This window comes from Candidatus Vesicomyosocius sp. SY067_SCS001 (genome assembly GCF_014706615.1).
GTDB lineage: Bacteria > Pseudomonadota > Gammaproteobacteria > PS1 > Pseudothioglobaceae > Ruthia.
Genome location: NZ_CP054877.1, coordinates 13,768 through 37,642, shown reverse-complemented (window position 1 = coordinate 37,642; position 23,875 = coordinate 13,768). Strand labels below are relative to the sequence as shown.

Sequence of the window (23,875 nt, the reverse complement as noted above, 5' to 3'; positions counted from 1 at the left end):
ACCTTGTTGATTTTTATTTTTCATTAAGAGTTCTGAGATTCTTGCTTAATTAATTCTCTTGTTGGTGGTTTATTAAAGCTATGATACTGTGCCTTTGGACCTAAGGTCCATTCCAAACCTTTAGCACCTTCCCAAGGACGAGCATCTGCTGGCTTACCATTACGAATACAATCAATAATAATATAGGTGAATAAAATAAATGATGTACCAAATGCAAAGCCACCAATAGAAGAGATCATATTAAAATCAGCAAACTGTAACGAATAATCAGGAATACGCCTAGGCATACCAGCAAGCCCTAAAAAGTGTTGAGGAAAGAACAAAACATTTACTGAAATAACTGCCCACCAAAAGTGCACCTGTGCCAAAGTTTCATTGTACATTTTACCTGTCCATTTAGGCAACCAATAAAATGTTGCTGCAATAATAGACCATAATGCACCAGTCACTAAAACATAATGGAAATGTGCAACTACAAAATAAGTATCATGATACTGAATATCTGCTGGTGCAATTCCTACCATTACGCCAGAAAAACCGCCAATCGTAAATAAAAATACAAATGAAACAGCCCATAACATTGGCGTCTCAAAAGTCATAGAACCTCTCCACATAGTTGAGATCCAGTTAAATACTTTAACACCAGTTGGTACTGCAATTAACATGGTTGCGTACATGAAATATAACTCTCCAGCAACTGGCATGCCAGTTAAAAACATATGGTGCGCCCAAACAATATAGGATAAAAATGCAATCGATGCAGTAGCATAAACCATTGATGAATAACCAAACAAAGGTTTACGAGCAAAGGTTGGAATAACATGTGAAATTACGCCAAATGCTGGCAAAATCATAATATAAACCTCAGGATGACCAAAAAACCAAAAGATATGCTGAAACATAACAGGGTCACCACCACCTGCTGCATCAAAAAATGCTGTGCCAAAATTACGATCTGTCAACATCATAGTTACCGCACCCGCAAGTACTGGCATCGCACCAATAAGTAAAAATGAGGTAATTAGCCATGTCCATACAAATAATGGCATATCCATAAGCTTCATTTCTAGTGCGCGCATATTGACGACTGTTGCAATAATATTAATCGCACCCATAATGGAAGAAAAGCCTAACAAGTGTACTGCAAAAATAAAGAAATCGGTACTATCTGGTGCAAATGTTGTTGACAGTGGTGCATAAAATGTCCAACCAAACGCAGGTGCACCACCTTCCATAAAAAATGTGCTTAGTAAAATACCACCAGCAAATGGTAGAATCCAGAAAGACCAATTATTCATTCTTGGTAATGCCATATCAGGCGCTCCTATCATCATTGGAATAAGCCAGTTACCCAACCCAACAAATGCTGGCATAATCGCACCAAAAACCATAATCAAACCGTGCATGGTTGTCATTTGATTAAAAAATTGTGGATTAATTAATTGCATACCTGGTTGAAATAATTCCATACGAATAACCATTGCCATTGCACCACCAACTAACAGCATGATAAATGCAAACCATAAATATAACGATCCAATATCTTTATGGTTAGTTGTCTTAATCCATCTCATCAAACCTTTTTCAGGACTGTGATGGTTAGTGTAAGCAGTTATTGTTGTCATATTGTTTCTCCTTAATTACTCTAAATTAACGTGCAGATTTAATATCTGATGGCTGAACCAAATCACCCATTTGATTACCAAAAGAACTTCTTTCAAAGGTTATTACTGCTGCAATATCAGCATCTCCCAGTATATTTTTATAACTAGCCATAGCAGTCCCAGCCTTTCCATGCAAAACAATTCCTATATGTTTTTTGATATCACCAGTTGCAACAGAACTACCTCTAAGTGCTGGAAAAACACCAGGAATGCCTTCTCCGGCAATACCATGACAGCTAGAACAATTTGTGTTATAAACTTTTTTACCCAAGCTTGTTAAATCCTTCTCACTCCAAGTTTTTCTTGATTGAGTAAGTGTTGCTGCTTTAGCTATCTGTTGCTTTAATACCCATTGAGCATAATCTGCTTTGGAGACTACATCAACCACAATAGGCATAAAACCATGATCTTTACCACAAAGTTCAGCACACTGACCACGATAGGTACCTATTTCATCAATCTTTGCCCAAGCATCATTAATAAAACCTGGATTAGCATCCTGCTTCACACCAAAATCAGGTACCCACCAGTTATGAATAACATCATTTGAGGTGATTAAGAAACGAATAGAAGTATCTACCGGTAACACTAAATTATTATCCACTTCTAACAAATAATTCTTATGTTTATTTTTAGAGTAAATAGCATCTTTAGAATTTTGTTTAAGATTAGAAATAAAACTAATACCTTCCTTAGGGTAATCGTATTGCCATTTCCACTGATGGCCTGTAATCTTAATGGTCATTTGCGCTTTAGAAGTGTCTTCTAAATCAATCAATGTGCTTGAAGCAGGAATTGCCATTAATACTAAGATGATAATAGGAATGCCTGTCCAAAGCAATTCAGCTTTTGTACTTTCATGAAAATTTGCAGCTACTGAACCTTGAGACTTACGGTGTACAATCAATGAGTAAATCATAACACTAAATACAATAATAGCAATAGCAACACAAACCCAAAAAACCATCATGTGTAATCCATAAATATCTCGACTAACCGAGGTAACTCCACGTGTCATATTCAAATCATATTCAGAAAATACATTTACTGATACTATTGCAATCAAACCACCTAAATAAGATGTCAATTTACTCATAAATTTCTCCCCTATATAAAAATATTATAATTTTCAATACACTAGTGTATTGAAAATTTATACCATGATACACAATTATTTTTCTCATTCACAAATAATAATAAATTTCCTTAATTCTAAGTCAAAATATTTAACTTATCTTCTTGACAGGTATAAAAAGGTCTGTTTTAATATGGGTGATATTACACATTAATTTCAGGAGGTTAAAAATGCTACAAACACCCAGATTGACTAAGAATATAAACAAAAAAGTTTATACTAAGAAAATTAGTTATAGCGCTCCCTTCACATGGTTAAAACAAGGTGTGGAAGATTTTACAAAATGCCCAGCATTGGCATTATTTTATGGCACATTATTTACTTCATTTACTTATTTTTATTGGGATTTTTTATCACATTCACCCACGCTTAGCGATATTGCAGCACCTTTATTAGCTATGGTGGTAATTATATTTGGTCCTATTTCCGCTATGGCTATGTATGATGCATCAAAACGCTTATCTGCTGGAGAAGAGCTTTCTTTTAGATCTATATTAACTGTTATTAAATCTGCCTTCAAAGCCAATGGCTCTTACCCTTCATTGTTTTTATCTATTATTTTAATTGTTATAGCAATTATGTGGATGGTATTTACACCACTTATTTATGCAATACTAAATACCGATACTTTTGTCAATCAAAATCAAACAATTATAGAAGCTATCTTAGATGATATTATCAATTTAAATAACCCGTTATTTTTAGTCATTTATGGTATTTTTACTACCGTTACTGCTTGGATATCTTTTATGATTAGTTGGTTCTCTTTCCCTATGGTATTAGACCAAAATATTGATCCATTTACAGCTGCTAATGCCAGCATTAGAACTGCATTAGCAAATAAAATTGTAATGTTGATATGGGTGCCAATTGTTGGTATTATTGTTTTAGCTAGTTTATTAACACCATATTTTTTAGGTATGGTGGTTACTGTTCCAATATTAGCACATGCCACTTGGCATGCATATAAATCTTTGATTAACAAATTAAAATAACAATTCAAATAAGAAATACTCTAATTTCTTATTTAGAAGTTCTTTATTCTAAAAAAATTACTTGTACAAAATAGAAAAGAGGTTGTTTTTAACAAACAAATGTTTAGAAAAACACTACAAATTTCAATTATTTTAGCACTCATTGTTGTTATTCTAGGTGCTTACACACGCCTAAGTGATGCTGGGTTAGGCTGTCCAGACTGGCCAGGATGTTATGGTCAATTAAGTGTACCTGACGCCAAAGATGGTACTACCATTCAAGGTTTTTCTCGTCCAATAAATATTGTAAAAGGATGGAAAGAAATGTTACATCGCTATGCTGCCTCAACACTTGGATTGACAATACTTATTCTATTTTTCTTAGCACTAAAAGGAAAACTACAACACCAACAATCATTAAAACTACCTGGATTTAGCGCTTTTTTTGTTATGTTACAAGGCGCGTTTGGTATGTGGACAGTTACATTTTTAGTACATCCTGGTATTGTTACTTTACATTTAATAGGGGGGTTTTTAACTACTGTATTACTTGTTTGGATGTTCTTAAATCAAAAAAAAACACCAACTACTTACCAATACGTTTTAAAAAAACATAAATTTGTATTATTAATAACACTAACCATGCTAAGTTTACAAATCATTCTAGGCGGCTGGACAAGTGCTAACTATGCAGCGCTATCTTGTGGTGAATACTTTCCAACTTGTTTAAACAAATGGTGGCCGCCTGATCTAGATTTTACTAATGCATTATATTGGGGATCATTAGGAACTAATTATGAGTATGGTATATTAGAAAATACAGCACGTTCTGCCATTCAAATGCTTCATCGTATTGGTGCCTTAATAACAACTATATTCATGCTATTACTTATTTATTTATTTAAAAATTACAACCACTTAAGGTTTAATTTAATATTAAGTGTTATTCTATTAACAATACAAATCACACTTGGTGTTCTTAATGTTGTTCTTTCATTGCCAATAATAATAGCAATATTACATAATACAATAGCATTATTATTATTGCTTAGTATTGTTACTATTGTACACAAAATTTTCAAAAAAGATCATCATAAAGAACTTTTATAAAACATAACAACTAACTATTTATTACCATACTCCATTATTAAATAAATCAAAATATTAACCATCCTCTAGCCTACAGAAAAAATAACAAACATTTAATGTAATCATTAAAACACTTAACTATGGTAATACTAACTTAACAATCGCTATTATTAAAACAATAAAAACAAATGTCATAATTAAACCAATAATAATATAGGGCCATGGCCCTTGTTTTTCAGTACGTGCAAAATCTTTTACTAAATCTTCTTTTTTACCAACACCGATCATAGCAGATACAACTGCTTTAAATACTTGTCCTAATCTTTTCATTTAAAAAATTTCCCAAAGAAATATTAGCCAGTAATGGTCAAATAATAGTGCAATAAATAACAACATTAAATAATTAATTGAATACATAAAAGTACTCCAAGCAATTATTTTATCATCTGGATTATTATAAATCTTAATCGCATACACTAGAAACCTAACTCCCAATGCAATTGTTATTACTAAATAAATAAGCCCAGACATGCCTGATAAATAAGGCAATAAACTAACTAATAATAATAATACCGTATATAATAAAATTTGCGTTCTAGTATAGGCTAATCCATGTGTTACTGGTAACATAGGCATATCGATTTTTTTGTATTCTTCAACCCTATAAATAGCTAATGCCCAAAAGTGGGGAGGTGTCCAGATAAAAACAATTAAAAATAACAAACAAGCATATTCAATACCCTGAGTACCAGATACCGCTGTCCATCCTAGTACAGGTGGGGTTGCACCCGCCGCACCCCCGATAACAATATTTTGCGGGGTTGCACGTTTAAGATACAAAGTATAAATGATAGTGTAACCAATTAATGAAATAAACGTAAGCACCACAGTAATAATATTAACAAATAATTGCAAAATACCAAGACCAATAAATCCCAAAAATACCCCCCACACTAATGCTTGATTTTTACTCACCCTTCCTTGTGGCAAAGGGCGTTGATTAGTACGAGACATTTGGGCGTCAATCTGTTCATCAACCACATGATTAAACACTGCCGCTGAAGCAGCTACCATACTAATACCAATTGATGCACTTAATACTAATAATCCGTTAGGTAGATACGGTGCAGGTACGGCTAAAAACATGCCTACCACTGCCGTAAGCAAAATCAATGCCACCACTTTAAGTTTACACAAAGCTAATAAGTCACTAATTAAAGGCATTATAATCTCCTATATTAGCCAATACGTGAATACTTCAACAGGCGTTTTAAATCTTTAATCACACGTTTAACTTCTAATTGTTTTGAATCGTAACGTAACATCACATTACCAAATGGATCAATTAAAAATAAACTATTTTTTGAAAACTGGTTAAATTGTCGACTAAGTGACTCACTAGAATATCCAACTAATACATCTGTTTGTTGTGCTTTAGCTTTACTTGTAATTAACAATAAACATTGAATACGAAGCATGTCTTCATTCATCAAAATTCTAACAGTTCTTATATCATGCAATGCTTTTATACAAATACTATCGCATTGCTTGGTTACATAAGCCAATGTCCATAAACCTTGTAGGTTGTTATTAACATCTGTAAATACTATATCTTCTTTTTCAGTAACAATAATAGGATTAACAAACTCACCAAAATTAATCGTATGACGAGTAAAAGACTCAGGACTTAGGTAAAAAAAAGCCGTTCCAAAAGCAATTGGCAACACAAAAGATGCTAATAATATCCATAATTCTTTTTTAGAATTCATAAAAATCTTATGCTTATAAAGTGCCTATATAATACACTTAAAAAAACCAAAGTTCTAAAGTCTGACTTCTATACCATTTTCTTTCATAGCTTTTTTAGCTTGTTGTATCGTATATTCACCAAAATGAAAAATACTAGCTGCCAATACTGCATCAGCAGCTCCTTGTAGAACACCTTCAGATAAATGTTCTAAATTTCCTACACCACCAGAAGCAATAACAGGTACATCTACTGCATCAGAAACCGCCCTGGTAAGTAACAAATCAAAACCTGTCTTAACACCATCACAATCCATTGAGGTAAGCAACACCTCACCAGCACCATTATTACCACAAGTCATTTTCTTCGCCCACTCAATAGCATCAATCCCTGTATATTTTCGTCCACCATGAGTAAATATTCCCCATTTATTATTATCGATTTTCTTTGCATCAATAGCAATGACAATACATTGTGATCCAAATTCTTCACTTAAATGGTTGATTAAATTAGGATTAAAAATAGCAGCAGAATTAATAGTAATCTTATCTGCTCCTGCATTTAATATAGCACGTACATCTGCCGCTTTACGAATACCACCACCTACAGTCAATGGAATAAATACTTGCTCGGCAATTGCTTCAACCGTATGTATCATGGTATCTCTACCATCAATTGATGCAGTAATATCTAAAAAAATAATCTCATCAGCACCCTCTAAGTCATAACGCTTAGCTACTTCAACCGGGTCTCCTGCATCTTTAATATCAATAAACTTAGTACCTTTAACTACACGACCATTACATACATCAAGACAGGGAATAATTCTTATTGCTAGACTCATAATTATAAATTTTACCGTATATCAGTTCTATATTAACTGTGTTTGCTGACTGTTTGTAATGCTATAGGTATAATCTAACTTTGTTATGAGTACGCTTAAACACATCGCAATTATAATGGACGGTAATGGTCGTTGGGCATCAAAACGCTCTTTGCCCCGTATTCTAGGACATCAACAAGGAATTCAAGCAGTACGTAATGTTGTTAAAGCTTGTTCAATACGCAGTATTAAAACACTTACTCTATTTGCTTTTAGTAGTGAGAATAAAAACCGTTCGACTAAAGAAGTCTCTTTATTGTTTAAATTATTTCTTGATATGCTTCAACAAAAGGTAAAAAAACTTAATAAGCACAACATTAAACTAAAAATAATTGGTGATATGTCTTTATTTCCTATCAAAATTCAACAAGTAGCTCTTGATACACAAGCTCTACTTGCAAACAATACTGGATTAACACTAATAATTGCAGCCAATTATAGCGGCCAATGGGATATTACTCAAGCAGCAGTTAAAATAGCAAAAGCAGCTGTTGCCGGAGACATAAAAGCCAATGATATTAATGTAAAAAACTTTTCACAATACCTGTCATTAGCCAATGAACCAAATGTCGATTTGTTAATCCGTACCAGTGGCGAGCTTAGAATTAGTAATTTTTTATTGTGGGATATTGCTTATAGTGAATTTTATTTCACAAAAACACTATGGCCAGATTTTAACAAATCTGAATTAAAAAAAGCTATTAATAGCTTTAATAATCGTAATCGACGTTTTGGTACAAGACTTTAAAAAAATTATGCTAACAAAAAGAATCATAACTGCTTTCATTTTAGCACCACTAATAATTTGGGCTATATTCGCTATGCCTAATTATTACTTCGCACAACTACTCTTAATTTTTACAGCATTGGGCGCATGGGAGTTTTCCCGTTTAATTAAATTTAAGTGCTTAATCGCTAGAATACTATTAGTATTTAGTATCGTGGTATCTGCACTTATTATTCAAAAAAATACACAAGTTATTCCATTTATACTTTACCTGTCTGTTTTGTGGTGGACAATTAATTTATATTGGGTGTTAAGTTATCCAAGTAAAACTAATTTTTGGTTTGACCCACTTATTGTTCGTATTATAAATGGATTATTGTTATTAGTACCTATGTGGATTGCGCTAATCACTTTGAAACAACAATATGGATCTAAATATTTTTTACTACTTATGTTGATTACTTGGGGCGCTGACTCTGGTGCTTATTTTACTGGTAAAGCAATTGGTAAATGGAAATTAGCACCAAAATTAAGTCCAGGAAAATCAATTGAAGGCGTAATAGGTGGCATTAGTGTTGCTTTAGTGATAATGATGATATTTTTACAAAATCAAAATATAGCAACTAATCAATATTTAAGTTATTTACTATTAACGGTTGTTGTTGCTAATATATCAGTATTAGGTGATTTATTCGAAAGCTTATTTAAACGTATCTCAAATATTAAAGATAGTGGACAAATCCTTCCTGGACATGGAGGAATCTTAGATCGAATCGATTCTCTCACAGCAACAGCACCATTCTTCTTACTAGGACTTGGCTTAATATGAAAAACATAACCTTACTTGGAGCGACTGGTTCTATCGGAAAATCCACGCTATCTGTGGTAGATCTACATCCTGATAAATTTAATATTTTTGCTCTGAGTGCTAACACTGACTGGGAGCAAATGATTAAGTTATGCAACAAATATCAACCAAGTTATGCCATTATGGTAGATGAACAATCTGCTGAAAAATTATCAAATGCTATCACTACTGACACCCAAGTACTTAGTAGTATTCAAGCCTTGGATAAAATTGTTACCCATCAAGATACTGACTATGTTATGGCTGCTATTGTCGGCGCTATTGGTATGTCATCAGCACTTTGTGGTGCCAAAGCTGGCAAGAGAATTATGCTTGCAAATAAAGAATCATTAGTATTAGCTGGTGATATTTTTATGAAAACAGTAAAAGAATTTAATGCCGAACTAATTCCTGTTGATTCAGAACACAGTGCAATTTTTCAGTGCCTAAAAAGTGGCAAATCAGGATTAAATAAAATTCAACTAACTGCTAGTGGGGGGCCATTCTTACACACACCAATTAGCCAATTTAAATATATCACTCCGAATGAGGCCTGTACACACCCGAACTGGTCAATGGGACGTAAAATTTCAGTTGATTCTGCTACTATGATGAACAAAGGATTAGAAGTAATTGAAGCTCATTATTTATTTTCACTCACACCAAAACAAATTGATGTGGTTATACATCCACAAAGCATTGTTCATTCATCAGTCTTTTACAAAGATGGTTCAACACTATCTCAACTAGGAAATCCAGATATGCGGACAGTTATTGCATATGCAATGAGTTATCCAAAACGAATGAACTCTGGCGTTTCTGAACTTGACTTAACTAGCACAGCTTCCTTAGAGTTTTATCAACCAGATTTTGAAAAATTTACTTGCCTTAAACTAGCATTTGAAGCACTTAACAAAGGTGGTAATGCCATGATTACCATGAATGCAGCTAATGAAATTGCAGTTAAGCATTTTCTTAACCATAAAATTAGTTTTTTAGATATACCAAAAATCATCGACCAAACACTAAGCACTATGAAACACGCAACACTAAACTCTTTAGAAGAGGTAATTAACAATGATCTTATTGCTCGTGAAATAGCTCATGAAATTATCAAACAGTATGGATAAATTTTACAAAATTACCATACTAATACTTATGTTTTTTAGCATGATATTCACTCCTGCTTATACTGACAACAATACATATCACTTCACTATTAAACATGGTGATTCACTAAGTCAGTATTTTTCCGAACTTGGGCTTTCTAATCGATTACTTATCAATCTACTTATTGCTAATAAAAATAATAAAAAACTTAACCATTTAAACATTGGTCACAAATTAATTATTAGATTACACAAAAATCAACATTTTAAATCTTTAACTTACCAACTGAACAACATGATTAATCTAGATATTGTGCTTAATGGTAATTACTTTTCCACCGTTCTCAATAAACAACCCAAAAAAATACTTAGCAATTCATCCACAACTGTGGTTAATATAAGTAATTCCTTTGGTATTGATGCACAAAAAGCAGGAATTAGTTTTAGTACTATTAACTATGTTATTAAAGCACTTTCATGGCAATTAAATCTTCATACTGATCTTAAAAAAGGCGACCGATTTATCATTGTTAATGATGGAGGTATAAAACCAGCAGCCATTATTTATCAAAGCATTATAAATAATAAATCTATTGAGGCCTTTGCATACAAAAATAAACATGGACATACTAGTTACTTTGATCGCTTTGGCCATTCTCTAAACTCTTCTTTTTTAAGAGCTCCCCTAAAATACAAGCGTATTAGTTCCAAATTTCAACTCAAGCGTTATCACCCAATATTAAAAACTTGGCGTCCACACCGAGCAATTGACTATGCAGCTAAACATGGCACGCCTATTTATTCTACTGCCAATGGCATAATTACTACCAAAGGTAGACAAGGTTCACTTGGCAAAGTCATCATCATTCAACACGATTTTGATTACACTACTGTTTATGCACACTTATCAGAATATGCTAATAACCTGTACAAAGATAAAAAGATTAAAAAAGGTCAAATAATTGGTTATGTCGGTTCAACAGGTCACTCAACAGGTCCACACTTACATTACGAGCTACATCACAAAGGTAAAAGAAGAAACCCTATCACTTACAAAGTACCTGCGCAAAAAGGCATAGATCATATCAATATAAAAAAATTTAAAACCAAAATTAATAAAATTTTATCTAGTTTAAAACTTGAGTATCAACCCAAATACGCCAATTAGGTGGATTTAAATCAGATAAATAGTCCAATCTTATGTATTGATTCTGATACGCTTGTGCGCCTGCAACATTATTTAATATCGCAAATGTAATTAACTCATTAATATAATTCAATCTCTTAGCACCTGGTACTAGAGATTCATTGCAGATAATAGCAGCCATTAATGCAGATTTAGCATTACCATGAACTTTAAAAGACTCCTCAAATAAATGTAAAGCCAAAAACTCATTCTTAATAAAACCATCACTACCATCAAGTAAATTTAATGCATATTCATATAAGGCTGGATCATAACTTTTACGAACTAAATTAATAAGAATCTCATTGGCTACACGTTCTAAAGGAACATATCCCATTAGCTTACTTCCGTATCTAACTTGTTTTGAAACTTCATACATAGCATCAAAATCACCTAAATCAAAAGCACTTTTTAGTAAAAAATATTGTCCTCTTAACGTAACATCACGTGAGCTAATTTCATGACCAATTTTGATAAGCTGTAATGCGTTTTTTGACAACGTTGAAGCAATTGCCAAATTATGAACAAACACGCAAATAATTAGAATTTTTATTAACATAACAACTTAATTATTATTTTACCATGGCTTAAGTTATCATAATTTACAGCCGGGCTGTACAATTGATTAAAATAACATTTAAATTAAACAAATTATATACACGTAAGCTAATGACATTATTTAGTACAAACTTAAGTCTACCACTGATTCGAAAAGGTAAAGTTAGAGATATTTACGATATTGATGATAAGCGTATACTGATCGTGACTACAGATCGACTTAGTGCTTTTGATGTAATCTTTGATGAGCCCATTAACAATAAAGGTTTAATCCTAACCAAAATGGCAAATTTCTGGTTTGAAAAAACCAGACATATTATTAAAAATCATCTAACACTTGAATCACTTAATAGTATTTTAAGTGACGAAGAAGCAGACTTAATAAAAGATCGGGGTATTATTGTCAAAAAACTCAAACCTATTGCTATTGAAGCTATTGTTCGTGGATACATTACAGGCTCTAGTTGGAAGGATTATCAAACCTTAGGAAAAATATGTGGTATTAAATTACCCAAAGGCTTACGCTTAGCAGAAAAATTATCATATGCACTCTACACCCCATCAAACAAAGCTACTATAAGCCAGCATGACAAAAATATTGATTTTACTCAAACAGTTGAAATTGTAGGTAAAAGATTAGCACAACAAATCAAACAAGTTAGTCTAGAAATCTATAACTTCGCTGGTAATTACGCCTTAGAAAGAGGCATTATCATTGCCGATACTAAATTTGAATTTGGGTTGGATGAAAACAACCAACTAATTTTAATGGACGAAGTACTAACACCTGACTCATCACGTTTTTGGTCAAAGATTGATTATCAAATAGGGAATAGCCCAAAAAGTTTTGACAAACAAATTATACGTGATTATTTAGAAACAATAAACTGGGATAAGAGTATATCTGCACCAACACTACCAAAATCTATCATTCAACAAACTGCTGACAAATACAAAGAAGTTCAGCAACGATTAATGCAATATTAAAAACCATGCAAATTAATGGAATTATTAAAAAAATGCATACCTATTTAATCAGTAACATGGTACAGTATCAACTACCAATTGGTAGTAAATTACTAAATATGAACGACTTAGTAGGTGAACAAATCAGTCTTCAGTTTAATGGAGAAATTGTTTGCTCAAATTGTAAAAAATATACCAATAAAATTTACTCTCAAGGATTCTGCTATTCTTGTTGTCAAAGTTTAGCAAGATGTGATTTGTGCATTATAAAACCAGAAACCTGTCATCACCACCTTGGAACTTGTCGTGAACCAGAGTGGGGGCTAGATAATTGCTTCAATCCACATATTGTTTATTTATCTAATTCATCTGGAATAAAAGTTGGAATCACTCGTAAAAGCAATATTCCTAGTCGTTGGATTGACCAAGGTGCAATTACTGCATTACCCATACTTGAGATTGATAATCGACTTAAATCAGGAAAAATTGAGGTAGCACTTAAAAATTATGTCAATGATAAAACTAACTGGCGAAAAATGCTTAAAAACGAGATAGAGCAAACTAATCTAAAAAAAACCAACAATAATTTGCTTAAAAAAATACCCCACTTAATTAGTGATTTTAGAGCAATCATACTGGATAATGAAGTTTTAACAATTAACTACCCTGTGGTAAAATACCCTAGCAAAATTAGCTCATTAAATTTCGAAAAAACCCCTAAAATTAAAGGTATTTTACAAGGTATTAAAGGGCAATATTTATTACTTAACACAGGGGTGTTAAATATTAGAAAATTTAGTTCGCATCATATTACAATAATATATTAGGAAAAGTAAACATGGAAGATTTAGAAATACAAAATTTAGAAATAGGTACGGGGGCTACTTGTAAAACGGGGGATTTTATTTCAATGCACTATACTGGCTGGTTTACTAATGGTAAGAAATTTGACTCAAGTGTTGATAGAAATGAAACTTTTAACTTTAAACTTGGGGTTGGACAAGTAATCCTCGGCTGGGACCAAGGTATTAATGGTATGTGTATTGGGGGCAAACGAAAACTCACCATACCCTCAAGACTAGCTTATGGTGAAATGGGTTCAGGTAATCTAATCCCGTCCAATACCACACTAATTTTTGAGGTTGAATTATTAACAATTCAATAATCTATTATAACTAACACAAACTAAACAACAATGAATAATGATTTCCCACGAATAAAAAAACTACCTGACTATGTTTTTGCAGTTACTAACAAACTAAAAGCCAAGGCACGTGCCCGTGGTGAAGATATTATTGACTTTGGTATGGGTAATCCTGACCAACCAACGCCTAATCATATTGTTGAAAAACTAGTAGAGGCAACTCGACGTAAAGATACACATCGATATGCTACTTTCCGCGGAATTCCACGGTTACGGAAGGCGATTAGTAATTGGTATAAAAATCGCTTTAATGTTGATATTAACCCAGAAACTGAAGCCATTGTAACTATTGGCTCTAAAGAAGGACTATATAATTTAGCACAAGCAATTGTAGACAGTGGCGATACAGTATTAGTACCTAACCCTGCTTATCCTATTCATCCATATGGTTTTGTGCTTGCAGGTGCAAAGATTAAGTATGTACCTTGTGGTCCAGATGATGATTTCTTAGCAGAATTAGAGCTCTCTATTAAGAATACTTTATCCAAACCAAAAATGCTAGTTTTAAATTATCCATCTAATCCAACAACACAATGTGCTGAATTGTATTTTTTTGAAAAAGTTATCAAAATAGCCAAAAAACATGAAATTTGGGTAGTACAAGATTTAGCTTACGCAGATATTGTATTTGATGGCTACGTAGCACCAAGTATTTTACAGGTAGAGGGGGCTAAAAAGATTTCTGTTGAGTTCTTTTCGCTTTCAAAAAGCTACAACATGCCAGGTTGGCGTGTAGGTTTTATGGTAGGTAACCCAACCTTAGTCAGTGCACTTGCTAAAATTAAATCTTACCTAGATTATGGAATGTTTACTCCTATTCAAATTGCCGCTATTGAAGCACTAGAAGGCGACCAAAGTTGTGTAAAAGAAATATCTAACATGTACCAAGATAGGCGTGATGTGCTATGTAACGGTTTAGATTCGATTGGATGGATAGTTACACCACCTAAGGCTACAATGTTTGTTTGGGCAAAAATTCCTGAATTCTATCAACAAATGGGATCTCTAGAATTTACTAAAAAACTTCTTAAAATTGCAAAAATTAGCGTATCACCAGGTATTGGCTTTGGTAGTTATGGTGATAAATACGTACGTTTTGGATTAATTGAAAACGAACACCGCACCCGTCAAGCAATTAGAGGAATTCGTGAGATGTTTAAAAAAGATGGTTTGTTATAAAAAATAGATTTGATGAAAAATCAAAATCATGAAATTATCATTCAGCGAATTTAAAAACTCTAATCACAAACGCCTAACTCTATTAGGCATGTCAGGAGTTGGCAAAACACACTTAGCAAAACTTCTTAGTCATCAGGATAAATACTTTCATTATTCTAGTGACTATCGCATAGGTGCTGAATATTTAAATGATAAAATTTTAGGAAACATTAAAAACCACATTAAACAAGATAAATGGCTTAAAGACTTACTAGATAAAGAGTCTATTAGTATCCAAAATCACATTACTTTTGATAATTTATCATCAGTATCTGCTTTTTTGGGAAAAGCAGGTAATCCTGAACTAGGCGGTACATCCATTGACACTTTTATTGCTCGTCAAATGATGCACTTAAACGCAGAAATAAAGACCATGCTTGACGTACCCAAATTTATAAAAAAAGCCAAAGCACAAGGATTTAATCATTTTATTAATGATGCAGGTGGTAGTTTGTGTGAATTAGATAATGAACAAGTATATCAAACTCTATCTGACAACACGGTGATTCTCTATATTAGAGCTAGCAAAACTAACGAGATCGCTTTGATTAAGCGTGCACAAACACATCCAAAACCGTTATACTATCAGGCTAATTTCTTAAAACATGAATTAGAAATTTACCTCCAAGAAAATCAGTTAATTTATATTGCACAAATAAACCCAAACAAGTTTGTACGTTGGGTATTTCCCCGTCTACTTGAACACCGCAAACCAAAATATGAAGCAATTGCAAAAAAATATGGTTACATTATTGACAATGAAGACTTATATCAATGCAGAAGTGCCAACGAAATATTTGAACTTATCTATAGAACGATGAACTAATGCCCCTAATTGCACATTCAAACCTACCTTCTTTCTCTCGTCTTAAAGATGAGGGTGAAACTATTTTGTCAAAAGACAGGGCAAATAACCAAACCATACGTGAATTGCATATTGGCTTATTAAATACAATGCCAGACGCAGCACTTGAGGCAACTGAACGCCAATTTTTTCGTCTTATTGGACATTCCAATCAAATTGCACAATTTTATTTACATCCATTCACACTACCATCAATCAAACGTGGTAAAAAAGTAAACAAACATGTAAAACAACATTATCAAACTTTTACAGATATTAAAGCACAGGGACTTGATGCACTAATTATTACAGGTGCGCATCTTGAACAAGAAGATTTACAAAAAGCATCTTTCTATGAAGAATTAAAAGAAGTTGTTGATTGGTCGTACGACCATGTTACTTCAACACTATGTTCATGTTTAGCAACTCACGCCGTTTTAGAATTTAGATATGGACAAAAACGCAAAGCCATTGGTGAAAAATGTTGGGGCGTATTTCCACACCAAATACTAGACCGACAACACCCTTTAATGAGAGGAGTCAACACACGTTTTAACGTTCCACACTCTCGTTTTAATGAAATTTCAAAAAAGCAATTTAGTGCCGCTGGTGTTAAAATTTTAGTTGAAAGTAAAATTGGTGTTCACTTAGGAGTTAGTGAAGATTTATTAAGAATTGTATTTTTTCAAGGCCATCCAGAATACGATACCATCAGCTTATTAAAGGAATACAAGCGAGATATTATTGCCTATTTAAAAAAAACTAGGAATAACTATCCACCTTTTCCTAAACACTATTTAACCGAGCAAAGTAAAGCTATTCTCAACGAATATAAAACTAAACTTTTATCCTCAGAATTTAATATTTCAGATTTTCCTGAACAACTCATTAAAGAAACCTTAGACAACACTTGGGGAAACGCCACTAATGTCATTATCAACAACTGGATTGGTTGTGTTTACCAAACAACTCATGAAGATATTGAAAAACCATTTATGAACGGTATTAATCCAAATGACCCTCTTAATTTAAAATAGTGCACTAAACCTCAGAACTACTACTGAAGTAGTTTTACTAATTTAATCATCATTATATATACTGAAAAACAGTAAAATAACATCTATATAATCCTTATCATATTGTGTAAATTTAAATAACAATAGTTATTAACAATTTTAATAATTACCTTTACATATTAGGTTTTTTAACTAATGTATCTGAAAAAAAAATTTAGATCAATGGTTATGCTTAGGATATTACTCTCAAAGTAATAAACTTACAGGTAACTACAAACAACTTCTAAAAAGTAGTTTTCTAACTAAATTTAAACAATGCCTCTAACTGGTTTAGGGAAATCTACAGTAGTAACTATTTTAGTTATTAATAATTCCATATCTCGATATCACTAAATTAAAGTCCATATTATAGGACACTGCTAAATCTAAACTAGTTGTTTAGAATAATAAACCAACACTCAAAATTAAAAAGAACAAAACCAGTCGATAACATTATCCATTAATTAGACTAAAATTAACATTTATGAAAATCATTCGTGGTTTAAAAAATTTAAAACCCCATTTAGGAAGTGTTGTTACTATTGGCAACTTTGATGGTGTACATATAGGACATCAGAAAATTATCAAAACATTAGTTAACAAAGCACAAATCATGAATTTACCATCAGTACTTGTTTCATTTTCACCAACTCCACAACACTTTTTTGGACATGAGCAAGCCACACTAAGTAGTTTCAAACAAAAACACGCCTTACTTACAAGCCTTGGAGTAGATGAACACTTATTAATTAACTTTAATACTTCATTTTCACAACTCACTGCTAACACTTTTATTCATAAAATATTACTAGACAAACTCAAAGTTAAACTTTGCCTAGTTGGGGATGATTTTCGTTTTGGATCAAATCAAACTGGTGATTTTTCTTTATTACAAACCTTTAATTTTGAGGTAGAAAAAACACCAACCGTACTTTATAACCTTAATAGAGTAAGTAGTTCAAAAATTAGACAATCACTTAAAAAAGGTAATTTTTACTTGGCAAATCAGTTGTTAGGACGAAAATTTTCAATTTCAGGTAAAATCATTCCTTGCCAAAAACAAGGTAGAACAATAGGATTTCCTACAATTAATATTCCTATTAAAAGGAAAATAAGCCCACTATTAGGTATATTCGCAGTTAATGTAGAATTAAATAATAAAATTTACAATGGTGTATGTAATCTTGGAAAACGCCCAACAGTTGGAGGTGAAACAGTCTTATTGGAAGTTTTTTTATTTGACTTTAACAAACAAGTTTATGGCGAATATACAAAAGTTATATTTAAATATAAAATTCGTGATGAACAAAAGTTTGATTCTTTTTTAGCATTAAAAGAACAAATAAAATTAGACGTTAAAAACGCTAAATTTTTTTTTGGAATCTGAATAGTTTTCTTTAAAATTTTTTTACTAATTAATGACTTATTTAAACTTTTACAATATTCAATTATTCCTAAAATATATAAATTCATAAAGCTTTTTTAATCTTAAAAATAAGCATAAAAGCGCTACTTACACTTTTTAAGTAAGCTACTTTTAAATAAATTTAATTTATTTATTTCTTCAACCTAAAATTTACTCAAAATAGTGTATGTTATATTAAAATTAATTCATTAGTCTATTTTAATACACTTACACTAGTTGTAATAAAATCGTATAAAAATTTTGATAAAAAGAATACAAAACTTTTAATAACAAATGTCCTATATAATAATAGCATTGTTAGTAGCATTATTCATAATATAAAATGCAAACAAGCAAATTTATATTTTACTTTAAGCAAGTTTCCAACTAAGTGTTTTAGTTGCCATAAACGGCACAATATTACTATGTGCAAAAGGGTAACTTGCTGGTATAGTCCAATCTTTCTTATTAAGTGTAATAATCTTTTTATTATAAGGTAAATTATAAAAATCTGCACCAAATTTTGAAGCAAATCCTTCTAACTTATCTAGTGCATTTTGATGTTCAAAAACCATTACATAAAGCTCAATAGCACAATGTGCATTAAAAATACCAGCACAACCACAAGCAGACTCTTTATCGGTCTTCATATGTGGCGCAGAATCTGTACCTAAAAAAAACTTAACATTACCGCTAGTTACAACGTCCAATAATGCTATTTGATGTGGATTTTTCCTCTTTAAAACTGGTAGGCAAAAATAGTGTGGATGTATACCATCAACGAGCATATCATTTCTATTTGCCAAAAGATGATGTGGTGTAATAGTTGCTGCTATTTTATGATGACTTGCTAAAACAAAATCAACAGCATTTTTAGTGGTGATATGCTCAAATACAATTTTCAACTCAGGAAAATCATTCACTACTTGACTCAATACCTCATCAATAAATACTGCCTCTCGATCAAAAATATCCACATCACTACGCGTTACTTCTCCGTGCACTAAAAGAGGTATACCCAGTTTTTGCATACTCTCTAACGTTGGATAAAGTTTAACAATATTAGTTACACCACTATCGGAATTAGTCGTTGCTCCAGCAGGATAAAACTTAACTGCTATAATATTATTATCAATAGCTTCTTGAATATCTTTAGAAGTAGTATTATCTGTTAAATATAAGGTCATCAATGGATTAAATCTATTTCCTTTTGGCAATGTAGATAAAATTTCTGCTTTATAAGCGCACGCTTGAGTAACGTTAGTAATAGGAGGATTTAAATTAGGCATAATAATTGCTCTACCCATTTGCGCAACCGTCATACCGATAATTGATTTTAATGCTACTCCTGAACGAACATGTAAATGACAGTCATCTGGTTGAATTATTTTAATTTGCATAAATTACTTCCAAGTACTCTTCCATCCCCAGCCCTTTTACTGATTGTAAATTTGATGACAAATTTACTAAGTTTTTTCATCAAAAAATAAAATGTAAGAGCTCCTAAATAATTTATAAATACGCCAAAATCATTGATTAGTATAACTTTACTGTCAATATTTTTGATAAACCAATCAGTTTAAACAAAAAAGCATGTAAACCATCAGACAAATAAACCTCTCTTCCTAGAGGAATTATTTTAGAAAAACTCATTATTATTAGTTCTATTAAATTTAGCTAATTGTTATTTAAATATTACAATAACTAATATAAATTAATATATCAATCCATCTTTACCATTATAGATATATGTTGATGGTAAAATTAATTGAAGAAAATATTTTCTTATTCAAAAGTCCCATCTTACATACTAAAGTTAAATTATTATAACAATATTCTTTTCAACAATAATAACTCCATTCTCAATTTATATTGAGTATTCACATATCTTGGTAAAAAATACTTTGACTGTGTGAGTATAATTGTTTTAATATTCTTTGCTTTAAGATTTGTATGTTGTAATAATAAATTTATTGTATCAGAAAAACAACTCGCTGCTTAAATCTCAATATTTAGCCAGATCTTCTAATAAAATCTTTGAATTTTAAGTAAGCTTTAACATAATTTACTTTAGCTTATAAGAATAAAAAAGGCAAGCTTGGGTTAATATTTTTGTACCATTTTCATTAATAACAACATTATTAAGACTAATACCTGATATTAAATCAATATAGTTATCCATGACATTTTTTATATTTTTTACCTGATCCACAAGGACAAGATTCATTTCTCCCTACTTTTTTTTCTTTTCTTTGATATGTGTTTTGTTGGTTAGTTTGTATTTGTATATTATTAGTAGTAGTAGTACTAGCTTGTTTAATTTGTTGACTTGGGTTACTATGTATTGCTTGTGCATCATCATTATTTTGTTGTTCCACATCGAGAATATCAGTATTCTTATTAATAGTAACATTTGATAAAGATTTAACAATTTCAATATTAATAGTGTCTAACAACGAAGTAAACATAACAAATGATTCACGCTTATACTCTTGCATCGGATTCTTTTGCGCATAACCGCGTAAATTAACACTTTGACGTAAATAATCCATAGTTGCTAAATGCTCTTTCCAATAATGGTCAATAGTTTTTAGCATAACTGCTTTTTCAAATTCACGCATAAGCTTAGTACCAACTATTTTTTCTTTATAATCACAAATTGTACTCATTTCTTGAATAATTTTTGATTGCAATTCATCTATATTAACACCTTCATCAAGCCATTGTTGCAATGGTAAATCAACTGAATAATCTGATTTCAAAGCATTATAAAATCCTTCAACATTACAATCCTCTTCCATCAATTCAGATGAAATATAATCTGAAAAAAGCTGTTTAATGACTTTTTCCCTAATACTAATAAATCGGGCTTGAACATCATTAACACTCATCAAATCATCACGTAATTGATAAATGACTTTTCTTTGATCGTTAGCAACATCATCATATTCTAAAAGATGTTTACGTGCATCATAATTCATACCTTCTACTTTTTTTTGAGCATTTTCAATAGCACGATTAACCATTTTATGTTCAATTGATTCACCTTTTTTCATACCCAACTTTTGCATCGTTAATGACATTTTCTCACTAGCAAAAATACGCATTAAATTATCTTCTAATGATAAGTAAAAACGAGTTGAACCTACATCTCCTTGACGCGCAGAACGACCACGTAATTGATTATCCACTCGACGTGACTCATTACGTTCTGTACCCACAATATGTAACCCACCTGCTTTAATAACGTCATTATGACGATTCTGCCAGTCAGTTTTTTGCTTACCTGTTGCTTGTTCAAACAATTTACCGCCTAGCACAATATCCGTACCCCTACCCGCCATATTAGTTGCAATAGTAACTGCACCAATATTACCAGCATTAGCAATAATAATAGCTTCTCGCTCATGCTGCTTAGCATTTAAAACTTCATGTTGGATATTATTTTTTTCTAACAAAGTGGAAATTAATTCTGAATTTTCAATACTACTAGTGCCTACCAAAACTGGCTGTCCAGTTTTCTGACAATTAGCAATTTCAAGAGCAATAGCTTTAAATTTTTCTTGTGTTGTTAAATAAATTAAGTCTGATTTATCTACACGCGTAGATGGCTTATTAGGCGGAACAACCACGGTTTCCAATCCGTAAATATCTTGAAATTCTACAGCTTCAGTATCAGCAGTACCTGTCATACCTGAGAGTGTTTTATAAAGCCTAAAATAGTTTTGAAAAGTAATTGAAGCAAGCGTTTGGTTTTCCTTTTTAATACTTACTCTTTCCTTAGCTTCAATAGCTTGATGTAATCCTTCTGACCAACGACGACCCAACATAGTTCTACCAGTAAATTCATCGACAATCACAATTTCATCATTTTGGATAATATAATCCACATTTTTTTGGAATAAAATATGTGCTCGCAATGCTGAGTTAATATGTTGCATTAATAAAATATTACTTGCATCATAAAGACTAACACCTTCTAGTAAAGCACCCGCATCAATTAATAAACGCTCAGCTTTACCATGACCATTATCAGTTAAAAATACTTGTTTATGTTTTTCGTCAACAATATAATCACCTGCTACCTCAATAACTATTTCTTTTCCAGACTCTCTTTCTGTTTGCTTAGTAAAATTAGGAATCATATGATTAATAGCCTGGTAAATTTGAGCATAATCATCCGTTGGACCAGAAATAATTAAAGGTGTTCTAGCCTCATCAATTAAAATTGAATCTACCTCATCTACAATGGCAAAATTAAGCATTCGTTGTACTTTTTCTTCAGAAGTAAATGCCATATTATCACGAAGATAATCAAAACCTAACTCATTATTAGTTGCATAAACAATATCACATAAATAAGCAGCTTGTTTATTTTCATATGACATATTTGAGGTAATAATACCCACACTCATGTTTAAAAAATTAAATACTTTTCCCATCCACTGAGCATCACGAAATGCTAAGTAATCATTCACAGTGACTATATGCACACCCTTACCATTAAGAGCGTTAAGATAGGCTGGTAAGGTTGCTACTAAAGTTTTACCCTCACCTGTACCCATCTCTGCAATATTACCATTATTTAGAACTATGCCACCAATTAGTTGCACATCATAAAGTCTAAGATCTAATACCCTGATTGATGCTTCTCGTATCACGGCAAATGCCTCAATAAGAATTGAGTTTAAAGTTTCCTTTTTATTCAATCTGTCTTTAAATTCTTGAGTTTTAGACTTAAGTTGTTCATCACTAAGTGATTGCATATTTAACTCTAATTCAGTAATTTGACCAACAGTTTTATATAAAACTTTGATAAGTCGATCATTTCTAGAACCAACTATCTTTGATAGAATGTTATTTATAATACTCATTAAAATATGTTTAAATAAACCTTAAAAACTTATTTTCTCATAGATAGATGAATGTGTCAGTATAAAACCATAACAAATCTCGCAAATTTTGTACCTAATGGTAGGCTTGGACAATTGTTTACTAAAGCAAAATCCTATAATCAAATCAATATTGAGCTTAATAAGATTTTACCGAACAAACTAAAACCGTTTATTAAATTATGCTTAATTAAAGATAACACAGCAACCCTAATAACTAATAATCATGCTATTTATTTTAGAGCTGAAAAACAAATAGTGAAATTACTAGAAATTTTGATACAAATACCAGCACTTGAATCTATAACACATGTAGAAATTAAAATTAATATTAATTAATAATACTCTAACATTAATTATCTATCAAATAAA

23 protein-coding genes are annotated in these 23,875 nt (G+C 31.7%); 14 read left to right on the top strand and 9 right to left on the bottom strand.

Going from position 1 to position 23,875, the window contains the following annotated elements:
- Nucleotides 1-23: 23 nt before the first annotated feature.
- Complete coding sequence (ctaD, locus tag HUW60_RS00175) at nt 24-1,625, bottom strand: cytochrome c oxidase subunit I (RefSeq protein WP_190600447.1); 1,602 nt, start codon at nt 1,623-1,625, stop codon at nt 24-26.
- Nucleotides 1,626-1,650: 25 nt separating this feature from the next.
- The gene (gene coxB, locus HUW60_RS00170; protein ID WP_190600446.1) at nt 1,651-2,760 is read right to left on the bottom strand and encodes a cytochrome c oxidase subunit II; all 1,110 of its coding nucleotides are present in this window, start codon (nt 2,758-2,760) and stop codon (nt 1,651-1,653) included.
- Nucleotides 2,761-2,969: 209 nt separating this feature from the next.
- On the opposite strand from coxB, the gene HUW60_RS00165 reads away from it, so the two are divergent.
- A complete protein-coding gene (locus HUW60_RS00165; RefSeq protein ID WP_190600445.1) occupies nt 2,970-3,794 on the top strand; it encodes a DUF2189 domain-containing protein in 825 nt (274 codons plus the stop codon).
- 99 nt (nt 3,795-3,893) lie between these two features.
- Complete coding sequence (locus HUW60_RS00160; RefSeq protein WP_190600444.1) at nt 3,894-4,883, top strand: COX15/CtaA family protein; 990 nt, start codon at nt 3,894-3,896, stop codon at nt 4,881-4,883.
- Between the two features lie 117 nt (nt 4,884-5,000).
- Here HUW60_RS00160 and HUW60_RS00155 read toward each other — a convergent pair whose 3' ends face one another.
- Genes HUW60_RS00155 through hisF form a run of 4 tightly spaced genes read right to left on the bottom strand, consistent with a single transcriptional unit; the run spans nt 5,001 to nt 7,453 of the window.
- On the bottom strand, nt 5,001-5,192 hold the full coding sequence (locus HUW60_RS00155) for a DUF2970 domain-containing protein (RefSeq protein WP_190600443.1): 192 nt from the start codon (nt 5,190-5,192) through the stop codon (nt 5,001-5,003).
- Nucleotides 5,193-6,086: a heme o synthase gene (gene cyoE, locus HUW60_RS00150; RefSeq protein WP_190600442.1), complete on the bottom strand. Its 894-nt coding sequence runs from the start codon at nt 6,084-6,086 to the stop codon at nt 5,193-5,195. It lies immediately after the preceding gene.
- 14 nt (nt 6,087-6,100) lie between these two features.
- Nucleotides 6,101-6,631, bottom strand: coding sequence for a redox-active disulfide-containing membrane protein (locus HUW60_RS00145; RefSeq protein ID WP_190600441.1), 531 nt, complete (start codon nt 6,629-6,631; stop codon nt 6,101-6,103).
- Nucleotides 6,632-6,685: 54 nt separating this feature from the next.
- The gene (gene hisF / locus HUW60_RS00140; RefSeq protein WP_190600440.1) at nt 6,686-7,453 is read right to left on the bottom strand and encodes an imidazole glycerol phosphate synthase subunit HisF; all 768 of its coding nucleotides are present in this window, start codon (nt 7,451-7,453) and stop codon (nt 6,686-6,688) included.
- An 85-nt stretch (nt 7,454-7,538) separates the two neighbouring features.
- Here hisF and uppS point away from each other — a divergent pair, with 85 nt between their 5' ends.
- From uppS to HUW60_RS00120, 4 genes are read left to right on the top strand one after another with little or no spacing between them, the layout of a single operon-like run.
- Nucleotides 7,539-8,240 carry a polyprenyl diphosphate synthase gene (gene uppS, locus HUW60_RS00135; RefSeq protein WP_190600439.1) on the top strand — a complete coding sequence of 234 codons (702 nt, stop codon included), beginning with the start codon at nt 7,539-7,541 and terminating at the stop codon, nt 8,238-8,240.
- 7 nt (nt 8,241-8,247) lie between these two features.
- The gene (locus HUW60_RS00130; protein ID WP_190600438.1) at nt 8,248-9,048 is read left to right on the top strand and encodes a phosphatidate cytidylyltransferase; all 801 of its coding nucleotides are present in this window, start codon (nt 8,248-8,250) and stop codon (nt 9,046-9,048) included.
- Complete coding sequence (dxr, locus tag HUW60_RS00125) at nt 9,045-10,196, top strand: 1-deoxy-D-xylulose-5-phosphate reductoisomerase (RefSeq protein WP_190600437.1); 1,152 nt, start codon at nt 9,045-9,047, stop codon at nt 10,194-10,196. The genes HUW60_RS00130 and dxr overlap by 4 nt, the downstream gene beginning before the upstream one ends.
- Nucleotides 10,171-11,343 (top strand): M23 family metallopeptidase, encoded by a 1,173-nt coding sequence (locus HUW60_RS00120; protein ID WP_190600436.1) that lies wholly within the window; start codon nt 10,171-10,173, stop codon nt 11,341-11,343. The genes dxr and HUW60_RS00120 overlap by 26 nt, the downstream gene beginning before the upstream one ends.
- Here HUW60_RS00120 and HUW60_RS00115 read toward each other — a convergent pair.
- On the bottom strand, nt 11,303-11,920 hold the full coding sequence (locus HUW60_RS00115; RefSeq protein WP_190600435.1) for a hypothetical protein: 618 nt from the start codon (nt 11,918-11,920) through the stop codon (nt 11,303-11,305). The genes HUW60_RS00120 and HUW60_RS00115 overlap by 41 nt on opposite strands.
- A gap of 110 nt (nt 11,921-12,030) precedes the next feature.
- Here HUW60_RS00115 and HUW60_RS00110 point away from each other — a divergent pair, with 110 nt between their 5' ends.
- The 7 genes from HUW60_RS00110 (at nt 12,031) to ribF (ending at nt 18,593) form a co-directional block, all read left to right on the top strand.
- Nucleotides 12,031-12,906 carry a phosphoribosylaminoimidazolesuccinocarboxamide synthase gene (locus HUW60_RS00110; RefSeq protein WP_190600434.1) on the top strand — a complete coding sequence of 292 codons (876 nt, stop codon included), beginning with the start codon at nt 12,031-12,033 and terminating at the stop codon, nt 12,904-12,906.
- Between the two features lie 5 nt (nt 12,907-12,911).
- Nucleotides 12,912-13,712: a DUF2797 domain-containing protein gene (locus tag HUW60_RS00105; RefSeq protein WP_190600433.1), complete on the top strand. Its 801-nt coding sequence runs from the start codon at nt 12,912-12,914 to the stop codon at nt 13,710-13,712.
- An 11-nt stretch (nt 13,713-13,723) separates the two neighbouring features.
- Nucleotides 13,724-14,050, top strand: a complete 327-nt coding sequence (locus tag HUW60_RS00100; RefSeq protein WP_190600432.1) for an FKBP-type peptidyl-prolyl cis-trans isomerase — start codon at nt 13,724-13,726, stop codon at nt 14,048-14,050.
- Nucleotides 14,051-14,080: 30 nt separating this feature from the next.
- Nucleotides 14,081-15,268 (top strand): alanine transaminase, encoded by a 1,188-nt coding sequence (gene alaC / locus HUW60_RS00095; protein ID WP_190600431.1) that lies wholly within the window; start codon nt 14,081-14,083, stop codon nt 15,266-15,268.
- Nucleotides 15,269-15,296: 28 nt separating this feature from the next.
- Nucleotides 15,297-16,133, top strand: coding sequence for an ATPase (locus HUW60_RS00090; RefSeq protein WP_190600430.1), 837 nt, complete (start codon nt 15,297-15,299; stop codon nt 16,131-16,133).
- Nucleotides 16,133-17,188, top strand: a complete 1,056-nt coding sequence (metA, locus tag HUW60_RS00085; protein WP_190600429.1) for a homoserine O-succinyltransferase MetA — start codon at nt 16,133-16,135, stop codon at nt 17,186-17,188. Before HUW60_RS00090 ends, metA begins: the two co-directional genes overlap by 1 nt.
- A gap of 502 nt (nt 17,189-17,690) precedes the next feature.
- Nucleotides 17,691-18,593: a bifunctional riboflavin kinase/FAD synthetase gene (ribF, locus tag HUW60_RS00080; protein ID WP_190600428.1), complete on the top strand. Its 903-nt coding sequence runs from the start codon at nt 17,691-17,693 to the stop codon at nt 18,591-18,593.
- 389 nt (nt 18,594-18,982) lie between these two features.
- Here the strand turns inward: ribF and pyrC are convergent, their stop codons facing one another.
- Nucleotides 18,983-20,011, bottom strand: coding sequence for a dihydroorotase (pyrC, locus tag HUW60_RS00075; protein ID WP_190600427.1), 1,029 nt, complete (start codon nt 20,009-20,011; stop codon nt 18,983-18,985).
- 774 nt (nt 20,012-20,785) lie between these two features.
- On the bottom strand, nt 20,786-23,485 hold the full coding sequence (gene secA, locus HUW60_RS00070; RefSeq protein WP_190600426.1) for a preprotein translocase subunit SecA: 2,700 nt from the start codon (nt 23,483-23,485) through the stop codon (nt 20,786-20,788).
- 51 nt (nt 23,486-23,536) lie between these two features.
- Between secA and HUW60_RS00065 the strand changes: the two genes are divergently transcribed.
- Nucleotides 23,537-23,842: a hypothetical protein gene (locus HUW60_RS00065; protein WP_190600425.1), complete on the top strand. Its 306-nt coding sequence runs from the start codon at nt 23,537-23,539 to the stop codon at nt 23,840-23,842.
- The last annotated feature ends 33 nt before the right edge of the window (nt 23,843-23,875 follow it).